Raw genomic sequence first — 20,173 nt, 5'->3', positions numbered from 1 at the left:
GAGAAATAAGTTGAGCGGCACAGGGTTGAGGCGGCTATTAAGGACTTCCAATATCCAGACTCAATTCCTACGCCAGCATTATCTGGTTCAGGTAATACGGGTCCCTAGTTAAACACTTAGGTCTCAGCGCCCCAATGCATTGATTGACTCAATGCTAAATGGGTTTGCTCCCCGATGAGTTGGATGGATTGTAAAGGTATTTGAGTGGTTACACAATCAGCTCACGAGCGCTGGTCATAACCCCAACGAGGCACCAAACCTTGCTCAATACCTAAGTGGTCGAGAATTCTCGCCACCATAAAATCCACTAAGTCTTCAATGCTCTTTGGCTGATGGTAGAAACCCGGAGCCGCTGGCATGATGGTGACGCCCATTTGCGATAGCTTGTGCATGTTCTCCAGATGCAGCGTTGAGAATGGCGTTTCGCGAACCACGAGCAACAGCTGCCCGCGCTCTTTCATTACTACATCAGCGGCCCGTTCGATCAAGTTATCCGACATACCATGCGCAATCGCCGCAACGCTTCCCGCAGAACATGGGCAAACCACCATTTGCTTTGGTGCCGCAGAGCCAGACGCTACCGGTGAGAACCAGTCATCTTTACCGCAAACGGTGATGTTATTTGGGTCACAGTTAAGGTGTTCCACCAACGCTTGCTTTGCGGCTTCTGGCCCACTTGGCAACTTAAGGTTGTGTTCGGTTGCCATCACGACACGAGCCGCCGAAGAGATCAGAACGTAGACATGATAATCCGCCGCGACCAAACATTCTAAAAGGCGCAGACCATAAGGCGCACCAGATGCTCCAGTTAACGCTAAAGTGATGGCTTTTTCTGCTTGCTGCTGTTTGTTTTGCATAAAATCAGACTTTTTGTTTAAGTTGCTCGAGAATCTTGCCGTGAATACCGCCAAAGCCACCATTACTCATCACCAGAATTTGGTCACCTGGCTGCGCCCGTTCAACGATTTTTGCTACAAAGTTATCGATGTCAGCGTCAACAAAAGCAGGTTGCTGACATTGTTCCGCGATATCTTGCACCGACCATTCGATGCTGTCTGGTTGGAATAAGAACACTTCATCTGCGCTGTGTAGCGAATCCGCGAGTGTGTTTTTGTGCACGCCGCGCTTCATAGTGGCAGAACGAGGTTCCAACACGGCAAGAATGCGTTTTTCGCCTACCTTGTTACGCAAACCACCGACGGTGAGTTCAATTGCCGTTGGGTGATGCGCAAAATCATCGTAAACCGTCACACCTTGCTCTTCACCTTTTAACTCAAGACGGCGCTTGGTGTTAATGAAACGGCCCAGAGCCTGACACGCGAGCTCCGGCGTTACGCCAACGTGTCGCGCAGCAGCGATCGCCATTAACGCATTATCAACGTTATGATCGCCCACCAAATCCCATTCAACGGTACCGACCTTCTCGCCGTGCAGAGCAACTTCAAACTTTGAGCCATCAAGCACTAACTTGTGCGCTTGCCAGTCACCATCAACACCTGAAAACTGCTTTTCTGTCCAGCAACCACGCTCTAATACATCCGCCAAAGCTTGGTCTTGCTTCGGAGCTAAGATTAAGCCATTGCCGGGAACCGTTCGCACTAAATGATGGAATTGGCGCTTGATCGCCTCTAGATCATCGAAGATGTCAGCATGATCAAACTCAAGGTTGTTCATGATTAAGGTTCGAGGATGGTAGTGCACAAACTTAGAACGCTTATCGAAAAAAGCACTGTCATATTCGTCCGCTTCAACGACAAAAAACATGCTTTCACCCAAACGAGCAGAGACTCCAAAGTTACCAAGTACTCCACCAACTAGGAAACCAGGTTGATAACCGCAGTCTTCGAGTATCCAAGCCAGCATGCTCGACGTGGTCGTTTTACCGTGTGTACCCGATACCGCCAATACCCAGCGATCGTGCAGCAAAAACTCGTTGAGCCACTGCGGACCAGAGGTGTAGCGCATGTTGGTATTGAGCACATGTTCAACACATGGGTTACCACGGCTCATGGCATTACCGATCACCACAAGGTCTGGTTGAGGATCGAGTTGAGACGGGTCGAAGCCTTCAATAATTTCAATACCTTGAGACTCAAGCAACGTGCTCATCGGTGGGTAAACGTTGGCATCAGAACCAGTGACTTTATGCCCTAATTGGCGCGCTAAAATCGCAGCGCCGCCCATAAATGTGCCACAGATACCCAAGATATGAATGTGCATAAACTAAACCTTGTAATGCGTTCTTTAATGCTTTCATTATCGCGATCACAACCAGAAAAGCGAGAGACTTTAGCCTTCTTCTTGCAGTCCCTTTCACAAATATGACAAGGTTGAACACAGACTGTACAACCTCTTGCTTACTGATGAATACCTCAAACAAGTCTACAAATAAATTGAGATCTCAAACAGTTACTTCATTACCATTAAAAAGATCTGCGACTTAAACTTACATCCAGCGCAATCGTTTAACATCCATAAAGAGATGCTCACTTGCGCACTACCCCCAATGAAATGAAAATGTAAGGATTAACCATGTCAGGACTGCGCACCCTAGGCGAGTTCATTGTCGAAAAACAAGCGGATTTCCCCCACGCTAGCGGTGATCTATCATCCCTTTTAGCCTCCATTCGTTTAGCTGCGAAAATCGTTAACCGCGAAATCAACGCAGCAGGTCTCGGTGATATCACTGGTGCTGTAGGCACGGAAAATGTCCAAGGTGAAGACCAGCAAAAGCTCGATGTTTACGCGAACGATAAGTTCAAAGCCGCGCTTGAAGCTCGTGACCAAGTATGTGGCGTTGCCAGTGAGGAAGAAGACGAAGCGGTTGCTTTCAACAAAGAGCTCAACCAAAACGCCAAATATGTGGTACTGATGGACCCACTTGATGGTTCTTCTAACATCGATGTGAACGTCTCTGTCGGTACTATCTTCTCTATTTATCGCCGTGTTTCACCTATTGGCACACCAGCGACAGAAGAAGATTTCCTTCAGCCTGGTCATAAGCAAGTTGCTGCTGGTTACGTGATTTACGGTTCATCAACCATGTTGGTTTACACCACGGGTAACGGCGTAAACGGCTTTACTTACGACCCATCTATCGGCAGCTTCTGCCTTTCTCATGAAAACATGATGATTCCAGAAGAAGGCAAGATTTATTCGATCAACGAAGGTAACTACATTCGCTTCCCTCAAGGGGTGAAGAAGTACATCAAGTACTGCCAAGAGAATGTGCCAGAAGACGGTCGTCCATACACTTCGCGCTACATTGGCTCATTGGTTGCTGATTTCCACCGCAACTTACTGAAAGGTGGTATCTACCTTTACCCTAGTACGCAAAGCCATCCTCAGGGCAAACTGCGTCTACTTTATGAATGTAACCCAATGGCGTTCTTAATTGAGCAAGCGGGCGGTATTGCATCAGACGGCGTCAATCGCATCATGGATATCAAACCAACCGAATTACACCAACGTGTGCCTTTCTTTGTTGGTTCTAAGAACATGGTTCGCAAAGTTGAAGAGTTCCTTGAACTGCACCGCGACGAAGAATAATTTCAGACCTTTGTCCAACGCGGCAGGTGTTTACCTGCCGCGTTTTTGTCGCTAAAGTGAAACGCGAATTTATCATCAGATGAAGCCGCTTCAGTGTGACTCATCGTTAATGAAAAGGAATATTCTAATGAGCTTAAACCATGTGCCAGCAGGCAAGTCACTGCCTGAAGATATCTATGTCGTGATCGAAATTCCTGCAAATGCAGATCCAATCAAGTACGAAGTAGATAAAGACTCTGGTGCGGTATTTGTTGACCGTTTCATGTCTGCACCGATGTTCTACCCATGTAACTATGGCTACGTGAACAATACGCTGTCTCTTGATGGCGACCCAGTCGACGTACTGGTACCAACACCATACCCACTTATGCCAGGTTCAGTGATTCGCTGCCGTCCTGTTGGCGTTTTGAAGATGACGGATGAGTCAGGTGAAGACGCAAAAGTGTTTGCGGTTCCACACACCAAAATCTCGAAAGAGTACGATCACATCCAAGATGTGGACGATATCCCAGAACTACTAAAAGCACAGATCACGCAATTCTTTGAGCGTTACAAAGAGCTTGAAGCGGGCAAGTGGGTCAAAGTGGATGGTTGGGCAGATGTTGCTGCCGCTAAAGCTGAGATCCTAGAATCTTACGAGCGCGCTCAGAAAAAATAAGCATCACTGCTAATACAAAATTAAAAAGAGCTGCTTTAGGGCAGCTCTTTTTAATTTTATGTAAGTCAACTAGATAGGCGCGCCTGCAGAAGACATTCGGCCGGCGTCATAGTCATGCTGAAAGAAGGGGTCTAGGTCATCACAAATACCAAAATACGGACGCCCGATAACACCAAGCATATACGCGCTTTGTTCACAATACTCTTGCTTCCCTTGCTGATAACCCGTTTGATAGGCCATGATCAGTTCAGGCGTAGCATGATTAGTACCATCCAGTGCAGCGATGCGATCTTCAGATAAAACTCTTAATCCATCTAAAGCAGACTGCTTACCAAACGCTTGCCAGTCGGTAGCATTACTCGAGGTCGGCAGGGTTGTTTGCGCGCATGCGGCAAGAATCAACGCCATTGATCCAATTACGAATACCTTCATCATGACTCCTTAGTGACCAGCTCGTCGCTATTGATAATGTCAGTATAGCTCACACCTTTTGACACCAATCTCCGGAAGCGATTTCTTCGGTCAGTTGTTCAGTATCTTGATACAAGTAGATCCAAGCTTGGCCAAACGGCGTGACGATGCTCTCTCGACGATACTCTACTGGCACATCTTCCAACTTATCTAGCTCGGATAAGGTTTCATCATCAATCAGATACACTTCACCTTGTATCGAGCGCAGCCCAACAGACAACGCAGGATAAGGACCTAAGTCATACAGTGCGAACTGAGCATCCGTTTCATGCTGACCAAGAAACTGGGCCGAGCTTAGAAAGTGATGATTACACTCTCCTTTACGCAAGGTCCCATATACAAAAACTAAATGCTGCATAACCACTCCTTAGTCATGAACTTTATGTACGCAGACGAACAAGCTCTAATCGAACTCAAATTGATAGAGTAGGTCAACCGCACTATCTACACCAGAAACCGCCTCTAAATACAGATCTTGCATCAATCGATAACGCACTGTGAACTCGCCTAGTGAGTTAAAGATGCCGACGCCGTATTTCACCTGTAATCCCGGCAGAATGTAACCACTGACGGTCACTTGAGAATCATCGCCCGACCCCGCCGTATCCAATTGTAAATCTTGAACCCCAAAGGCTTCGCCGATTTCACCAACCACGCGTCCACTCTTTGCCAAACTTAGGCCGATCAACGTGGTCGTCATAGCATTGCCTCCCGCTTCGCCATCAATGTCTTGACCGCGAAGTAGGTAAGAGAGCGCATTCGCTTGAGGCATCGCTGGCTCAGAGAATATCTCCACATTTGGATCCGATGCTGGTCCTGTTACACGCACACCAGCAATCACGTCATCTTGGGTATTATCTGGATTTCGAATCGCCTTAATAGAAACGTACGGCTGATCTGCCGGACCATTCATTAAGATCTTACCTTCTTCAATCACCAAATCCTGACCAAAAGAGCGGTAAGAACCGTCGACGATATTAACCTCCCCAACGATGAACGGACCTTTATCTTTCTGTGTCACATTGAGGTTACCTTTCAGACCACCTTTCAAGCCAAAGGCGGCCAGTTGGAAGTCATCACCGATTTTAATGTTGATATCCGTTTCAACATCAAATGGCATTGGCTCGATATCACTCACAGGCTGTAAGTTCTGGTCCAAAATCACGGTGTCGCTTGAAACACCAACCGCACTTGGTGGCAGCTCTTCAACCACTACTCGTCCCCAAGGCAGATTAATATTACCTTCGACCTTAGCAAGCTGCGGTGTGACATCAATAGTCATGTCCGGCTCAACTTTGATTTTTACCATTGGTGGAAGATCCACCTGAAGCTCTTTCGCAAATACGCGCGCTTTGGTATGCCAATTTTGTAGATCCTGCCAATCGGCCTCACCGGTCACTTCCAACTCGCCATCTGGCGTCATGATACCCGCATCAAGATCCGCTTGGTGACCTTTAAAGTTGATCGCGACCTGACCGGAGTTAATGTCTATCGGCGTGACTTCACCTTGTAGCTTCATTTGATCAATCATGAACTGACCGTTGACTTTAGGGTGCATAACATCACCAGATATCGCCAAATCAGTATTCATGTTCGCTTTGAATAGGCTGTACTCACCTATCAACGGCGCTAAGAAATCCAGGTGGAATGTCGATAGCGAGACCTTACCGTCAATCTCAGGCTGCTCAGACGTTACATCGACCAAAGAAACCTGACCAGATAAGTCACCGTTGTCTCTCACATCAAATAACCACTCAGCATCTAACTTGTCTTTTGCCAGCGCCGCTTTAAAGCTAAAGCTTTCCCAACCAAGTGTTATCGGCTGCTCTAGTGCTTGCTCTACTTGACCTTTAGGCATATCAACGTTCACCGTGACTTCCGGTTTCATCTCTGGTGCCCATTTTGCTGTCGCTTGCGCGTTGACCGACCCTTGTAATTTCGTCTCTGGCGGCAGGAACTGCTGGATTTGTTCAAAGTCAAAGTCGTTCACGGCTAACTTGGCTTCGCCACTTTGACCAACACTAATATCTTCGGTCAAACAAACACTCGAATTGGCTTGCAGCCAACAATGTGCTTGAACATCAGCGATTTGTTTATCAATGTTGACTTTAACCGCCGTCGATTTCTGCAACGCCCAAGGTCCCTGCGGCGTGCTCAAAGTAAGACGACGCAATGCACCATCCCAGATCATTTGCGGCTTCTGTATGAATGAGCCTTCAATTTCTAAGCTGGTTGATACAATGTCAGACACCACATCTAGCGTCAGTTGGTGCAGTTTTTCATCCCCAGAAACTTCAAGGTCTGCACTATCAACTTTAATGTCGTCGTAGGTAATGTTGTTCGCAATGAGGCTTAAATTCGCTTTCGGTGCTGGCAGAGGCGTCACATCTCCCTTCAAGGTTATGTTTTCAACGTTCGCTTGCTGTTGCCAGTTCACTTGATTTAGCGATAGGTCTAATTTGATATCAGGCTCTTTCAAACTACCACGCAGCGCCACATTGCCCTGCATCTTACCCGCTAGATCCGGAACACTTTTCGCAAAATCAGGGAAGTTAACCTCAACATCCATTAATATCTGCTTATCAATCTTACCCTTGGCACTCAATTGGTTAGGGCCATGAGAAAGCGCTAAACCTTGCGTGGTAAGCTGAATGTCTTCACCTTTGCCATTCTTATCAGACGCTTCCAGTTGGCCTTCCACATTCAGCGGATAACCGCGCAAAATGCCATCGATATCTAACTTAGGTAAACTGACTTGCCAACCGCCTTGTTCTGTTAAAGAACCTGAAGTCGAGAGGCTGCCACTGATATCGCCTTCCGCTTCTTCCCATTGAAGCCCTGGTTGAATATGTTGCAAATTCAGGTCAGCTTGCCAGTTGATTGGCGCAGCCCAATTCGCCATCACCTGACCGGATAGCTCACCGCCCAATGTTTTGACTACCAGGCTTTCAAGATCGATTTGCTCTAATGTGCCTTTGCCGTTTAGTGCAACATCTACAGCAGGAATATCTTTACCCGAAGCTTGTGTTTCTAGTGCCACAGCGTATCCGTCCAGGGAACCTTTTGCAGATAAACTTGGTACCGATACTTGATAATCACTTTGACCGATTAACGGCCATTGTGCTTGTACATTTTTGATTGCAACATCAAAGGGTAACTGCGCTTTCAGGGGCTGAAGTTCACCTTTGATCTCCGCTTCGACTAGTTCAGATAAGGTCGCAGTGAGAAAAAGGTCTCCCACCGAACCAGCAGCTGACAGCGACAGCTTTTGTCCCTTCGCATCCGCTTGCTTCACCAGCGCATCGAGCTGTGCTTTGAGAGGATAGTCAGCAGAAAGCGTTACTTGCGTGCTTAACTTACCTTCCACTTCAGGCATATCGAGCTCTAATGTTTTCACATCAACACGGTCGCCCCCCGCTTTCGCTACAACACCAAGGTGGTGAACGATCACCGGCTTCTCACCTGCAAGCTTGAAGTTATGAATATCGAGGCGTCTTGCTTCCACAGTGAGTGGAATCCACACCTCAGGTAACACAATATCTTGCGGCGGAGCGTCAGCGTCTTTCGGCTCGTCTGTGGCCGCTTCAGGTTCAGCTTCACTTGGAGCCAGTGCAACATTGATGTCTTTTAATGCCGTCGGCGCAATCACTAAACGGTCGCCTTGCATAGAAAGCCCGGTAGAGAAATCTTGCCAGTCAATTTGGTTGCCTAAAATGTTTAAGTTAATGTCATCAAAACTGACCTTATTAACAAAAATAGGGACTGGTGTACTGACTGTACGTAATGGCGGTGTCTCCTCTGGCTCTTCGCCTGCCGGAGGGAGCTCTGGCATCTGAAAGTTAACACCTTGCAGGGTTAGCTCATCGACACAGACTTTAGGATCAAAGAAACAACGGAAGTTAACCGCTAACGCTAAACGATCGACTTTTGCGTCGATGTTCAAAGATTCGTCGACAAAACTGACGTTCTGTAGCTCAAAACGAGGAAATAATGAACCCTGAACTTTCTCTATCTGTAGTTGCGGTAAAGCCTTTTCTGCTCCCCACAACGCGAGCTTAAGACCAGGGTGAGTAAATAGCACTGTCGCAACAAAAATGATGAGCAACAGCAATAGACCAATCAAACTTAACGACAGCCATTTGGTCCACTTAAACATCATTTTGATCATAACTCAGGCCCCAATGAGAAGTGGATGCGGAACTCTCTTTCTGGTTTTTCATCCAGTCCCCACGCAAAATCAAAGCTAACCGGTCCAACCGGAGACGCCCAACGGATACCCACACCAGCACCCGATTTCCATTCAGGTGTTTCGTTAAATGCATCACCAATATCGTAGAAGGTGGCTGCCCACCAGTTTCCATACACGCGATATTGATATTCTAATGTGCTGCTAACGATGTATTTACCACCCGTCAAGGCGCCACTTTCATCCACAGGTGAAATAGACTCGTATCCATAACCACGAATGTTGTTGTCACCACCAGCGAAGAAACGCAGAGAAGGCGAAAGCTTTTCAAATTCGTCAGTGATGTTCGCACCACCTTCTAAACGGAACAAACCACGATGATTATCACCGATCCCGCGGATCCAAGATGATCGCCCTAATAGGCGCAATACTCGCGTTTCTGACAGCAAAGCAGGATCACCATATTCGATCGTTACACTTTGCTTATCCCCCCACATTGGCATGTTGCCACCACGGACACGAGTTCGTGAAAAAGTGGCTCCGGGTAACACAAATTGCACCCCATCATCTTGCAGACCTTGAGAGAAGTTTTCGTACAAGTGACGAACATAAATGGTTTTATGCCAGCCGCCATCGGTTAGCCAATGTCGCTCAACTGCCAGGTTGGATTCCAAACTCTCCGTATCTCGGTTATCAAGGTGCTTTAAACCAAATTGCAATTGGTAGTATTCACGCAATACGTCATCAAGCGGGATTTTGTAGCCTGCCGTGATCGTCTGTTCTGGCTTTGATAGTGATAACGCCGTATTAAAGCTGTGGCCACGTGAACTAACCCATGGTTTTTTCCATTTTAACGTGCCACGCACACCAGTATCGGTCGAGTAACCAAGGCCGGTTTCTATTTGGTTTTTTGACGCTGGCGCGAGCGAGACCTTAATTGGCAATTCGCGTCCCTCATCCAATTTACTTAAATCAGGCTCCACAAAAACCGATGAAAACCAATCGGTATTAGACAGGTTTTGGTTGTACTCTCCCACTTGCGAAACCAAGTAAGGTTCACCAATTTCAAAAGGTCGCATTGATTCAACACGGTTTTCCCAAATCTGACTGCCAGTAATGTTAATCGGACCAAAGTGATAACGAATACCACTGTCATAATGCAAACGCACATTCGCTTCATTGAAGTCAGGAATCACTTCAAGTTTGCTGAGCTTGTAATCACCATTGAAATAACCACGCTGCAACGCCAAGTTACGAATACCCGATTTCAGGCTATCGTATTCGCCTTGATTCAATACTTTGCCGACTTTAAGCGGTGAACGTTCAATAAGTTTGGCGAACTCTTCATCGTCTTTTGCTTCACCTGTGATCACCACATCCATGACTTTCACTTTCACAGGTAAACCCGGCTTGATGCTGACGATCAACTCATCATTCCCTTCCGGAATAGAGTATGAAATTTTTGCATGATAATACCCAAGCGCATTAAGAGCTTCAGTGATACTTTGATCTAATCTCGCTTGAAAACGCAGAGAAGTGGAGTAGTCCTTCGTTGGAATGGACGACAGGTACGCACTGACATTCTCTTCTAAAGCGCCATCGATGCCTTTTAAAGTCAAAGAAACATCGGCATAGGCACCATGAGAAAAGGCAAACAGGCCAACAATGGTGAGGAGAGCTTTTTTTATCATGCTTTTTTGGCTGAATGAGGTTAAGTAAACGTAAATAATGATAACGCCAATTAAAGTCTAAGTCTGTAATATTAATAGGTTTAACGCGGTCTATGTCATCACAGCATCAGATACAGACGAAATGAAAAAGTTCGCAAATTTAAGACACGTATTGAAGGACAAATACCATGCTCAACAAACAAACATTGATCAGTATAGAAGATGCCTTGCCAGGTAGAGATCAACCGATGCAGGTTGAAGATCATCATTTTGTAAATAAATCTAACTTAAAGGCACCATTGGAGCCGCATCAACAACAAATTCTGCTGGGAATGGGCTGCTTTTGGGGGGCTGAGCGCGTATTTTGGCAACTGGATGGGGTTATCTCCACTTCGGTTGGCTACGCCGGTGGATATACACCCAATCCTACTTATGAAGAGGTGTGTACGGGTAAAACAGGCCATACAGAGGTAGTACGAGTCGTCTTCGATGAACGCGTGATTTCCTTAGAAAAACTACTGGCCGTTTTTTGGGAGAAACATGACCCAACCCAGGGGATGCGTCAAGGTAACGATTTGGGCACACAATACCGTTCGGCTATTTACACTTATTCCGCGAAGCAGCAAGAGAGCGCAGAAAAATCGAAGCTCTTGTATCAACAAGCACTGCAAGAGGAACTACGCGCGAACATCACCACTGAGATACAGCCAGCGGGCCCGTATTATTTTGCCGAAACTTACCACCAGCAATATCTGGCTAAAAACCCTGACGGTTACTGCGGTATCGGTGGCACAGGTGTTTGCTTTCCACCCAGCTTACAAAGTTAGTTCCTAGGACTAACTGAAACCAAAAAGAGCGACCGAATAGGTCGCTCTTTTTTGAAATCGAAAACTAAATTCAAGCCAACGGGCTCTTAAACAGACAACGAAGCAATCACTTGGTTGACTTCTTTAAAGATGGTGAGTCTTTTCTGATCGTTGACGTCAGGGAGCAAAACTTTGCCATTGTCGAACTGAAAACATCCAACCCCAGCAATAAAGAATTGACCTTTGAACAACGTTTTAACGAAACGTGCCACTTGTAATGGTCGGTATACAGCAAACTCACGTAGCATAACTCACCTCAATTCCTTTGAGAAAACACGGATTGCTTATTTATCCTCTGCAATCTTGATGCGCAATCTGCGACGAGGTTCATTTTAGCAAATTCTAAATATAACGCAATATTACACCACCCCATACGTTAAATAAATGTTATCAACAGTTCTACAAATTTCCTAGATCTGGATATATACTGGAAAACTTCCAACTCGTACGGAATATAACAATATGAAAACTAAGACTCTCCTACCTCTACTATTGGCTATAACGCCAAGCTTTGCGTTTGCACACAACCTATCTGTCGGTGAGACCGTTCCTTCTGCCAAGGTCGCGGCTTATGGCGAGATTGTTTTGCAGGGTGAGGGCGTGGCATACCAACCATGGGCAACCCAGCATATGCAGGGTAAGGTTCGTGTTATTCAAGCCATCGCAGGTCGTAGCAGTTCAAAAGAAATGAACGCCCCTTTGATGTCAGCAATAACCGCCGCGCAATTCCCGCAAGAAAGCTATCAAACAACTACGATCATTAACCAAGATGATGCAATCTGGGGGACAGGTTCGTTCGTGAAATCTTCAGCCCAAGACAGCAAAAAAGAGTTTCCTTGGTCATCTATGGTTCTGGATGAAAATGGCGTAGTCGCCAACACTTGGGATCTTAAAGAAGAAAGCTCTGCCATTATTGTTCAAGACAAAACAGGCAAAGTGCTGTTTGTAAAAGAAGGCGCACTTGAGCAAGGTGAAATTGCAAAGGTGATCGAGCTAATTAAACAGAACATCTAGTCTCGTTGCTTGGCTCCTTAATATCCGTAATACACAATATAAGGAGCCATGCGACCAAACTTAAAGCCGAGATTTCTGTTGCCCCTAGTTTAACGCTCAGTGATTCCACCAAGGAGACTGTCTCAGATTCGGCGACATCGCATGTGTTGACGTAAATTTTCCCACTAGCCAACAAAAGAGTGAACTTTTACTCATTATGGGTGTTATATTATAACAGTCGGTAAGAGGAGCTCAGATGTACCACCACCAGCAAAAGATACAGAAGCATTGGCATCGCACTGTTTTATTTTTCAGTGTCGCGTTGCTGATCGCTTGGAACTTTGCGGTAATCCTTCATCAAGTTGATCTGACTCCCGAACACCACACACACCATCATTGCCAGCTATTTTCTGGGGTTCAGCACGGCATAGCCAAAGCTCAACCGACCCTATCGACGCCAACATTTACGCGCATCCAATACCATGATGTCTTTCAGCGCCTTGTTAATAGTGAAGACATTCGTGGTGCAGCTCGTGCCCCGCCTTATTTTGCTTAATTTCCAAACTATTCCACACTCAACATAATTTGTGCGTATTCCTGCACCTCACGTGTCAACGAATCGCACCTTAGTAAATACAAATCTGATCCGGTATTGCTCGGGTTAGTGCCAGCAAAATTAGGAAACACAAAATGTCATCGAAACATGTTTTAGCGCTTGTCATTGGTCTCTCTTTATCGACAGCAGCAAATGCGGACGAATACCGCCAGCACGGTGCTCATGTGCATGGTCACGTCGAATTTAATATCGCCCAAGATGGAAAGGATCTGTTAGTGGAGATTACTGCTCCCGGTGCCGATGTGGTCGGTTTCGAGCATGCTCCAGAAAATGAACAGCAAGAGCAAGCACTTAAACAAGCCATTGCCACCCTAGAAGACAGCAACACACTGTTTGCTATTAACGCGCAAGCCAATTGTGATATTGAAGAAGCTTACGTAAACCATAACCTCAGCACCCCTCATGAAGACCATGATCATAGCGAGCACGACCATGATGACCATGCAAATCACGATCATGAAGGGCACGAACACCATGATCACCACAATGAACATCATGATGAACATGAGCACCATGACGGTCACGATGCTCACCATGAGGAGCATGAAAATGGCGGACATGGTGAGTTTTCGGTGCAATATCGCTTCAGCTGTGACCAAGTTAACCAACTCAGTAACATTCAAACCGACTGGTTTAATCAATTTCCAACGACTGAGTCAATCAACGTCAATATATTCACTGACACCATGCAATCAGCCATCAAACTGAGCAAAGATAACTCCCAAATCGTAATCAAATAACACGAGTGGCGTGTAAGTACACACTTACACGCCAATGCTTTGGTGATTTAGTATGACTGAAATCATGTCAAACGTTGTTGAGCTAAATAATGCCCAGTTTGTCTGGCCCGGTTCAACACACGCAACCATTCATATTCCACAGTTACATATTGCCCAAGGTGAGCACGTATTTATCAAAGGTCCCAGTGGCTGCGGTAAATCTACGATGCTTGCCCTACTAACTGGCATCAACACGTTAACATCAGGCGCTCTATCCGTACTGAATACTGACCTTGTTAGTTTAAGTGCAAGTCAAAGAGACAAATTTCGCGCCGATCACATTGGCTATATCTTTCAGCAGTTCAATTTATTGCCTTATTTAAACGTACTTGAAAACGTACTACTGCCTTGCCAATTCAGTCAAACACGACGTGGCCGCGCTCATTCAAGAGTGCCATCTCAAACGTTAGAAGAGCAAGCTCAAGCTCTGCTTGAAAGACTCCACCTACCCAGCGAGCTTCATGCGCGTCCTGTATCGGAGCTGAGCATTGGCCAACAACAACGTGTTGCGGCTGCACGAGCACTCATTGGGTATCCGGGGTTAGTGATTGCTGACGAGCCAACCTCCGCTTTAGACCATGATAACCGTAAAGCGTTTATTGAACTCCTGATGGAGCAAACGAATCAAGCCAACGCTACGCTGATCTTCGTCAGTCACGATCCAACGCTTGAGCCCTTATTTGACCGCACACTTAACCTACCAGATATTAACCAAGCATCTAACCTAGGAGCCGCATCATGAGCGCTGTTGCAAAGCTCGCGTGGAAGAGCTTAATCAATCGTAAGGCGACGGCAATATTAACCATCATGACAGTCGCGATTTCTGTCGTACTCCTTTTAGGAGTAGAACGCATTCGTACTCAGGCAAAAGATAGCTTCGCCAATACAATTTCAGGCACCGACCTCATCATTGGTGGCCGTTCTGGACAAGTGAACTTGCTGCTCTACTCTGTATTTCGCATTGGCAATGCCACCAACAACATTGACTGGAAGAGCTACCAAGAGTTTGCCAATCATCGAGCAGTAGATTGGGCGATTCCAATCTCACTTGGCGACTCGCACAAAGGGTTCCGAGTCATGGGAACCAACCACAGCTATTTTGAACACTATAAATTCGGAAGTAAGCAATCACTAACATTTTCAGAAGGCCGAGAATTCAATGGCTTATTTGAAACAGTGCTCGGTTCTGATGTCGCAAAACAGCTGGGGTATCACGTCGGTAGTGAAATCATCATTGCCCACGGCATTAGTGATGTAGGCTTTAGCCGACATGACAACCTACCATTCAAAGTTGTCGGGATTCTTGCGCCCACAGGCACGCCAGTCGACAAAACCGTTCATGTCTCGCTAGAAGCCATCGAAGCGATTCACGTTGGATGGGAAAGCGGTGCACGTTTAGGCCCAACACCCAAGGCACAAGACCTCAAAAACAGAGACTTTCAGCCCAAGCAAATTACCGCGATGCTGGTCGGTTTGAAATCTCGTATTCAGACTTTCGCCCTACAAAGGCAAATCAACACTTATCCCAAAGAACCGCTTAGCGCGATTATGCCCGGGGTTGCGTTGCATGAATTGTGGGGAATGATGTCTGTTGCCGAGCAAGCCTTAATGGCAGTGTCTGGCTTTGTGGTGATTGCAGGATTACTCGGCATGCTAAGCAGCTTATTAACCAGCTTACAGGAGCGCCGCCGTGAAATGGCGATTTTGCGCGCTATGGGGGCAAGACCTCGTCATGTTTTCTCACTGTTGATCAGCGAAGCCAGTCTACTTACTGCCGCCGGAATTGTGACCGGAGTGGCAGGGCTGTATGCAATTCTCGCCATCGTGCAACCCATCATTCAACAGCATTATGGAATACATCTGACTTTAAGCCTCTTATCGCCCTATGAATGGATGTTATTAGGTTTCGTACAATGCGCTGGAATTGTAATTGGTTTCATCCCGGCTTTTCGCGCCTACCGACTGTCACTAAGTGACGGAATGACAATAAGGATTTAATAAAATGTGGAGAAAAATACTCGCAAGTTGCTTGCTGATAGTCTCATTTATAGCGCCAGTACTCGCAAGCGAGGAGCCATTAACGCTCGACTGGATTGATCTAGTACCTGAGAAAGAACGCAAACTGTTCGACAGTATGGGCATGCCAGCTTCTGATCACAGTGGCGGCGCAGCGCAACAATCTAAAATTGGTAACGTTCGACCAGAGCTAAATGGAAGCCAAGTTAAAATCCCAGGCTTTGTCATCCCGCTTGAAGGTGACGCGAATACCGTCACCGAGTTTTTGTTGGTGCCATACTTTGGAGCTTGTATCCACGTACCACCACCGCCACCAAACCAAATCATTTACGTGAAGTTTCCCAAAGGCGCACCCGTTCAAGAACTGTGGGATGTCATATATGTGGTTGGGGAGTTGAAAACCGAGACGATAAGCCACGAGCTGGCTGAAACGGCTTACGTTATTGAGGGATCGAAAATAGAAGCCTACGACGATATGTAGTTAAGTCGTTGACATGCATCGGTACACCTAAGGCGTCACATCGGCGCCTTTTTTAGTTCTGTGTTACACGATATAACGAGACAAATACGCTAATACGCCAACATAAATAACCAAAAGAAACGCTATCGACAGGTGCTTTTTTAATTTACCTGCTTCTGAGAACTTCATTGTCCCTCCAAAATAACGATAACAATTTTAACAACTCATTATCATTTTGGATAGCCCTATTCGTTCAAAAACTGAGAACTCCTATCTGGTCGCCTGGTTAGATAAGGTGTAGATTTAAACAAGCGAACAGCGCAGTTCTTGGTAGGAAAATTAATGGCAGAACCGACAAAGCAACCTGTTGTCATCGAACATCAGTCAAACGCACAAAAAAATACGCAACAAGAAAAGAAGCAGGGCTACATCAAAGACAGTGCCAGCAAGGTAAAAACCATTGCCCAAATACACGGTCTTGATGCCTTACTACAAACCGATCCACCAGCCAAATCCGCGCTTGAAAGAGCCCAACTGCGTGAACAGAGACGCCAAGAACAGCGACAAAAAAACCTAGAGCAGATTCTAAAGCTAGCACACAGTTCATGCCGAGATGAAACTGCCGGAGAGCCCGACCAAGACTGGTTGTATCGTTTTTTTGAAATGGCTCAAGACATCCATAACAGCGCGATGCAAAAGTTATGGGCTCAAGTGATGAAGCGTGAAGTGACAAACCCAGGCTCGACGTCTATGAAAGCGCTCAAAGTCCTCAAAGATATGTCACCAAAAGAAGCGCAAACTCTGCAAAGAGCCGCCTCTCTAGCGTGCAGTTTTGGAGGGGATCACAGTCGCAAGCTGTTGATTGGTTATAAAGCGCAAGGAGGAATATTTAGCTTCGGCAAACGAGACATCGCCAACAGCTTAAACATGGGAAGTTTTCAGTTGCCCTATTCAAGTTTGTTGCTGTTGATTGAACTAGGGTTACTGCATAGTACCGAGCTTGAATCTGGCGAAATTGGTATCGAGACGCCATTGATCCTCACCTACCAAGGTAAAAACTTGTCGCTGAACGTGAACAGCAAAGGCGTCCGTCTTTTATATTACCGCTTCACGCCAACAGGCAATGAACTCTGTACCTTGCTCGGTAACAAACCACATGCCGACTACTACGACCAAATGCTTGCGCTTTTAAATCATAGATTTAGTGTCCATAGTGACGCTAAAAGTACGGTTCATCATACCGTGTAGGCAGTTCGAGAAGCATTTGACCACCCATGATCTAAATGCTTCTTAAGCCGCTCAAAGAGCTTGAGGTCACCAATGATCCAAATGCTTATTTATCGGATCACTGCACGCGACTTAAGCGCTTCCAAGCACAAGTCCACCAGCTCATCGACGCTTTTTTCGCCCGCTGGTAAATCGACTTCCGGATTCTTCGGTGCTTGATATTCAGAATCAATACCAGTGAAGTTAGGAATTTCTCCCGCACGTGCTTTGCGGTACAAACCTTTAGGATCGCGACCTTCGCAGACTTCTAGAGATGCATTGACGAACACTTCGATAAACTCACCTTCTGGCAATAAGTCGCGCACTAGCTGTCGCTCTGCGCGATGCGGTGAAATGAACGCCGACAACACAATTAAGCCTGCATCCGCCATCAGTTTAGCCAGTTCACCAATACGACGAATGTTCTCGCGGCGATCCTGTTCAGAAAAGCCCAAATCGCTACACAAGCCATGTCGCACATTGTCACCATCCAATAAATAGGTGTGGTAACCCAATGCTGCAAGGCGATTTTCCAACGCCCCCGCTATGGTTGATTTACCCGCTCCAGATAAGCCAGTAAACCACAATACGGCAGGTTTTTGCTTCTTTAATTCAGCACGAAACTGTTTATCGACCGAATGCTGGTGCCAAACAATGTTTTCATCTTTTACCGTCGTTTCGGCAGTCATAACGTATCCTTGTAAATATCGGAATTAAAACGGGAAGAAGACCGGAATCAAAGTAAGTACTAATACAGAGTACACAATCGAAATCGGCACACCAATTCTCACATAGTCGGTCAATTTGTAATTTCCTACGCTGTACACCAGCAAGTTGGTTTGATAACCGTAGGGAGAAATAAAGCTCGCACTGGCGCCAAACAAGACCGCCATAATGAATGGCATCGGATCAACGCCATAACCGACCGCCATGCTATAGCCAATAGGAAAAGAAAGCGCAGCCGCGGCATTGTTCGTCACCAGTTCAGTAAGAACTAATGTCATGATGTAAGTTGCGACCAAGGCTCCAAACACGCCCCAGCCATTGAACGCTTCAATAAACATCGCTCCCATTCTCTCTGACAAGCCGGAAGAGATCATCAATTGAGCGATGGACAAAGCAGAGCCGACAATCACGACGATATCGATCGGAAAACGGCGGCGCAGTTCTGATATCTGTACAATACCAAACGCGATAAGTGCAATAAGATACGCGGCAAGGCCTTTAATAATCGGTACTAGTTCTAATAGCGCACACCCAATTACGGCAGCAAAACCCAGTAGCACGATGGAGGATTTATTCGTATCAAGCCGAGCGCTAGAGTCCAAATCATGCACTAAAACAAACTCTTTACGATGAGCTCGGCGTTCAGACTCAAAACGCTTCCCCGGAACCAGAACTAACGTGTCACCTGGCGCTAAGGTAATGCTACCCAAACCGCCCTCTAAGCGCTCATGGCCACGACGAATAGCGACAACAACGGCATCAAAGCGGTCACGGAATCGGCTCTCTTTAAGTGTTTTATAGCAAAACGTCGCGGATGAGCTCACCACAACTTCAATAAAATTTTGCCCATTCAAGTGCTGCTGACCAAAAAGCTTGAGGCCCGGAATTTCTTGCAGAGTCGCGACGCTCTCAACATCACCACAAAACAACAAACGGTCTTTCGCATTGAGTACGAAATCCGGTCCTACAGAGGAAACCGTCACGCCATCTCGTACAACCTCCGCAAGAAACAGTTTGCGCAGCGCACGTAAATTATTCTCGCTGACCGTGCGCCCAACTAACGGTGAACCAGGCTCTACGCGAGACTCAAGAAAGTACGGTAAATCTTCTTGGCTTTGATCATCGTAGTTCGGCAGTAAGTAACTGAGCGGGATAAGAATCAGCATTCCTCCCACCAACACCGCCAAGCCAATCATCGTGGGTGTAAAAAAGCTCAGGCTCGGCAAACCGGCATCTTCAACAAAGCTGTTGATGATTAAGTTAGTCGACGTACCTATCAAAGTTAATGTGCCACCAAAAATGGCCGCGTAAGACAGCGGGATGAGTAATTTCGAAGGCGCATGCTGCTGATTACGCTTAATCGCCCCAATCAATGAGACAACCACGGCGGTATTATTCGTGAATGAAGAGAGCAAGGCCGTTGATACACCGAGCTTAGCGATCACACTGCCTAACTGGCCTTCAGAAATACTTCGGCTCACCCAACTGATCAGTAACGTTTTTTCTAAAGCACACGATGCAAGAATCAACAGAACCAGAGTCAATAACGAAGAGTTGGTAAAGTTGGATGCGATCGTGGCTGAATCCATCATTCCCGCCATAAATGCAATAAAAGCGGCACCCGCAAAGACATAACTAGGCTTAATTTTTGTGACAAGCAAACAAGTGATAATGCCAAGCAAAATCGCTAATACAAACCCTTGTTCCCACATAGCCTTTCCTTACCAAATCGCCCAAAGGGCACAACAACGGCTCATTTATCCGTGAGACACCAGAAAAACGAGTAAACAGACCAAAATCAGCGTAAGCGAAAAGAACATCAGAATGCTCGGTTTTCTTGGGCTTCAACGAAGCATTCTGGTATTAGGAGAATAACCTAACTGCATTTCGCAACTCAGTTAGGCAGCGACGCCCCAA

Annotated in this window: 19 protein-coding genes and 1 riboswitch; of the genes, 10 read left to right on the top strand and 9 right to left on the bottom strand. The window is 46.4% G+C overall.

Translation table 11 applies throughout. The features are described from left to right. Positions 1–47: 47 nt before the first annotated feature. Positions 48–184, bottom strand: a riboswitch (TPP riboswitch). A gap of 37 nt (positions 185–221) precedes the next feature. Both NB463_RS06505 and mpl read right to left on the bottom strand, forming a co-directional pair. Then, a complete protein-coding gene (locus tag NB463_RS06505) occupies positions 222–857 on the bottom strand; it encodes a flavin prenyltransferase UbiX (protein WP_006742964.1) in 636 nt (211 codons plus the stop codon). A 4-nt stretch (positions 858–861) separates the two neighbouring features. Continuing rightward, entirely contained in the window at positions 862–2,220 is a 1,359-nt protein-coding gene (gene mpl, locus NB463_RS06500; protein ID WP_258432514.1) for a UDP-N-acetylmuramate:L-alanyl-gamma-D-glutamyl-meso-diaminopimelate ligase, read from the bottom strand. Positions 2,221–2,532: 312 nt separating this feature from the next. On the opposite strand from mpl, the gene fbp reads away from it, so the two are divergent. Both fbp and ppa read left to right on the top strand, forming a co-directional pair. Continuing rightward, positions 2,533–3,549: a class 1 fructose-bisphosphatase gene (gene fbp, locus NB463_RS06495; protein ID WP_005392321.1), complete on the top strand. Its 1,017-nt coding sequence runs from the start codon at positions 2,533–2,535 to the stop codon at positions 3,547–3,549. Positions 3,550–3,676: 127 nt separating this feature from the next. Next, the gene (gene ppa / locus NB463_RS06490) at positions 3,677–4,207 is read left to right on the top strand and encodes an inorganic diphosphatase (protein WP_012841160.1); all 531 of its coding nucleotides are present in this window, start codon (positions 3,677–3,679) and stop codon (positions 4,205–4,207) included. Between the two features lie 69 nt (positions 4,208–4,276). Here the strand turns inward: ppa and NB463_RS06485 are convergent, their stop codons facing one another. From NB463_RS06485 to tamA, 4 genes are read right to left on the bottom strand one after another with little or no spacing between them, the layout of a single operon-like run. Further along, positions 4,277–4,639, bottom strand: coding sequence for a DUF2799 domain-containing protein (locus NB463_RS06485; RefSeq protein WP_114323097.1), 363 nt, complete (start codon positions 4,637–4,639; stop codon positions 4,277–4,279). Positions 4,640–4,688: 49 nt separating this feature from the next. Further along, positions 4,689–5,036 carry a gamma-glutamylcyclotransferase family protein gene (locus NB463_RS06480; protein ID WP_258432515.1) on the bottom strand — a complete coding sequence of 116 codons (348 nt, stop codon included), beginning with the start codon at positions 5,034–5,036 and terminating at the stop codon, positions 4,689–4,691. Positions 5,037–5,081: 45 nt separating this feature from the next. Next, complete coding sequence (gene tamB, locus NB463_RS06475; protein WP_258432516.1) at positions 5,082–8,846, bottom strand: autotransporter assembly complex protein TamB; 3,765 nt, start codon at positions 8,844–8,846, stop codon at positions 5,082–5,084. Beyond that, positions 8,843–10,555 carry an autotransporter assembly complex protein TamA gene (tamA, locus tag NB463_RS06470; RefSeq protein ID WP_065644947.1) on the bottom strand — a complete coding sequence of 571 codons (1,713 nt, stop codon included), beginning with the start codon at positions 10,553–10,555 and terminating at the stop codon, positions 8,843–8,845. Before tamA ends, tamB begins: the two co-directional genes overlap by 4 nt. 167 nt (positions 10,556–10,722) lie before the next feature. On the opposite strand from tamA, the gene msrA reads away from it, so the two are divergent. After that, a complete protein-coding gene (gene msrA / locus NB463_RS06465) occupies positions 10,723–11,361 on the top strand; it encodes a peptide-methionine (S)-S-oxide reductase MsrA (RefSeq protein ID WP_005392333.1) in 639 nt (212 codons plus the stop codon). Between the two features lie 86 nt (positions 11,362–11,447). Here msrA and NB463_RS06460 read toward each other — a convergent pair whose 3' ends face one another. Then, complete coding sequence (locus tag NB463_RS06460; protein WP_012841164.1) at positions 11,448–11,648, bottom strand: DUF1107 domain-containing protein; 201 nt, start codon at positions 11,646–11,648, stop codon at positions 11,448–11,450. A gap of 214 nt (positions 11,649–11,862) precedes the next feature. Between NB463_RS06460 and NB463_RS06455 the strand changes: the two genes are divergently transcribed. From NB463_RS06455 to NB463_RS06425, 7 genes are all read left to right on the top strand, one after another. Further along, the gene (locus NB463_RS06455) at positions 11,863–12,414 is read left to right on the top strand and encodes a YtfJ family protein (RefSeq protein ID WP_065644945.1); all 552 of its coding nucleotides are present in this window, start codon (positions 11,863–11,865) and stop codon (positions 12,412–12,414) included. Between the two features lie 235 nt (positions 12,415–12,649). After that, a complete protein-coding gene (locus tag NB463_RS06450) occupies positions 12,650–12,949 on the top strand; it encodes a DUF2607 family protein (protein WP_085342732.1) in 300 nt (99 codons plus the stop codon). A 134-nt stretch (positions 12,950–13,083) separates the two neighbouring features. Continuing rightward, on the top strand, positions 13,084–13,749 hold the full coding sequence (zrgA, locus tag NB463_RS06445) for a zinc uptake protein ZrgA (RefSeq protein ID WP_046874049.1): 666 nt from the start codon (positions 13,084–13,086) through the stop codon (positions 13,747–13,749). Between the two features lie 52 nt (positions 13,750–13,801). Continuing rightward, positions 13,802–14,530: an ABC transporter ATP-binding protein gene (locus tag NB463_RS06440; protein WP_065644943.1), complete on the top strand. Its 729-nt coding sequence runs from the start codon at positions 13,802–13,804 to the stop codon at positions 14,528–14,530. After that, on the top strand, positions 14,527–15,786 hold the full coding sequence (locus NB463_RS06435; RefSeq protein WP_258432519.1) for an ABC transporter permease: 1,260 nt from the start codon (positions 14,527–14,529) through the stop codon (positions 15,784–15,786). Before NB463_RS06440 ends, NB463_RS06435 begins: the two co-directional genes overlap by 4 nt. Positions 15,787–15,790: 4 nt before the next feature. Then, a complete protein-coding gene (locus NB463_RS06430; protein ID WP_047009028.1) occupies positions 15,791–16,285 on the top strand; it encodes a DUF3299 domain-containing protein in 495 nt (164 codons plus the stop codon). Positions 16,286–16,606: 321 nt separating this feature from the next. After that, positions 16,607–17,512, top strand: a complete 906-nt coding sequence (locus NB463_RS06425; RefSeq protein WP_006742971.1) for a TIGR03899 family protein — start codon at positions 16,607–16,609, stop codon at positions 17,510–17,512. Between the two features lie 89 nt (positions 17,513–17,601). Here NB463_RS06425 and cysC read toward each other — a convergent pair whose 3' ends face one another. Together cysC and NB463_RS06415 are read right to left on the bottom strand one after the other, a co-directional pair. After that, complete coding sequence (gene cysC / locus NB463_RS06420) at positions 17,602–18,219, bottom strand: adenylyl-sulfate kinase (RefSeq protein WP_065644941.1); 618 nt, start codon at positions 18,217–18,219, stop codon at positions 17,602–17,604. Positions 18,220–18,243: 24 nt separating this feature from the next. Then, complete coding sequence (locus tag NB463_RS06415) at positions 18,244–19,968, bottom strand: SLC13 family permease (protein ID WP_005392351.1); 1,725 nt, start codon at positions 19,966–19,968, stop codon at positions 18,244–18,246. Positions 19,969–20,173 lie beyond the last annotated feature (205 nt).

Origin of the sequence: Vibrio sp. RM-41-2B (assembly GCF_024744415.1) — a bacterium.
In the GTDB taxonomy this organism is placed as follows: domain Bacteria; phylum Pseudomonadota; class Gammaproteobacteria; order Enterobacterales; family Vibrionaceae; genus Vibrio; species Vibrio diabolicus.
This window is presented reverse-complemented; position numbering and strand designations above follow the sequence as displayed.

Coding starts and splice junctions, on each gene's coding strand:
- NB463_RS06505 (WP_006742964.1), bottom strand. CDS start 857: ATGCAAAACAAACAGCAGCAAGCAGAAAAAGCCATCACTTTAGCGTTA.
- mpl (WP_258432514.1), bottom strand. CDS start 2,220: ATGCACATTCATATCTTGGGTATCTGTGGCACATTTATGGGCGGCGCT.
- fbp (WP_005392321.1), top strand. CDS start 2,533: ATGTCAGGACTGCGCACCCTAGGCGAGTTCATTGTCGAAAAACAAGCG.
- ppa (WP_012841160.1), top strand. CDS start 3,677: ATGAGCTTAAACCATGTGCCAGCAGGCAAGTCACTGCCTGAAGATATC.
- NB463_RS06485 (WP_114323097.1), bottom strand. CDS start 4,639: ATGAAGGTATTCGTAATTGGATCAATGGCGTTGATTCTTGCCGCATGC.
- NB463_RS06480 (WP_258432515.1), bottom strand. CDS start 5,036: ATGCAGCATTTAGTTTTTGTATATGGGACCTTGCGTAAAGGAGAGTGT.
- tamB (WP_258432516.1), bottom strand. CDS start 8,846: ATGATCAAAATGATGTTTAAGTGGACCAAATGGCTGTCGTTAAGTTTG.
- tamA (WP_065644947.1), bottom strand. CDS start 10,555: ATGATAAAAAAAGCTCTCCTCACCATTGTTGGCCTGTTTGCCTTTTCT.
- msrA (WP_005392333.1), top strand. CDS start 10,723: ATGCTCAACAAACAAACATTGATCAGTATAGAAGATGCCTTGCCAGGT.
- NB463_RS06460 (WP_012841164.1), bottom strand. CDS start 11,648: ATGCTACGTGAGTTTGCTGTATACCGACCATTACAAGTGGCACGTTTC.
- NB463_RS06455 (WP_065644945.1), top strand. CDS start 11,863: ATGAAAACTAAGACTCTCCTACCTCTACTATTGGCTATAACGCCAAGC.
- NB463_RS06450 (WP_085342732.1), top strand. CDS start 12,650: ATGTACCACCACCAGCAAAAGATACAGAAGCATTGGCATCGCACTGTT.
- zrgA (WP_046874049.1), top strand. CDS start 13,084: ATGTCATCGAAACATGTTTTAGCGCTTGTCATTGGTCTCTCTTTATCG.
- NB463_RS06440 (WP_065644943.1), top strand. CDS start 13,802: ATGACTGAAATCATGTCAAACGTTGTTGAGCTAAATAATGCCCAGTTT.
- NB463_RS06435 (WP_258432519.1), top strand. CDS start 14,527: ATGAGCGCTGTTGCAAAGCTCGCGTGGAAGAGCTTAATCAATCGTAAG.
- NB463_RS06430 (WP_047009028.1), top strand. CDS start 15,791: ATGTGGAGAAAAATACTCGCAAGTTGCTTGCTGATAGTCTCATTTATA.
- NB463_RS06425 (WP_006742971.1), top strand. CDS start 16,607: ATGGCAGAACCGACAAAGCAACCTGTTGTCATCGAACATCAGTCAAAC.
- cysC (WP_065644941.1), bottom strand. CDS start 18,219: ATGACTGCCGAAACGACGGTAAAAGATGAAAACATTGTTTGGCACCAG.
- NB463_RS06415 (WP_005392351.1), bottom strand. CDS start 19,968: ATGTGGGAACAAGGGTTTGTATTAGCGATTTTGCTTGGCATTATCACT.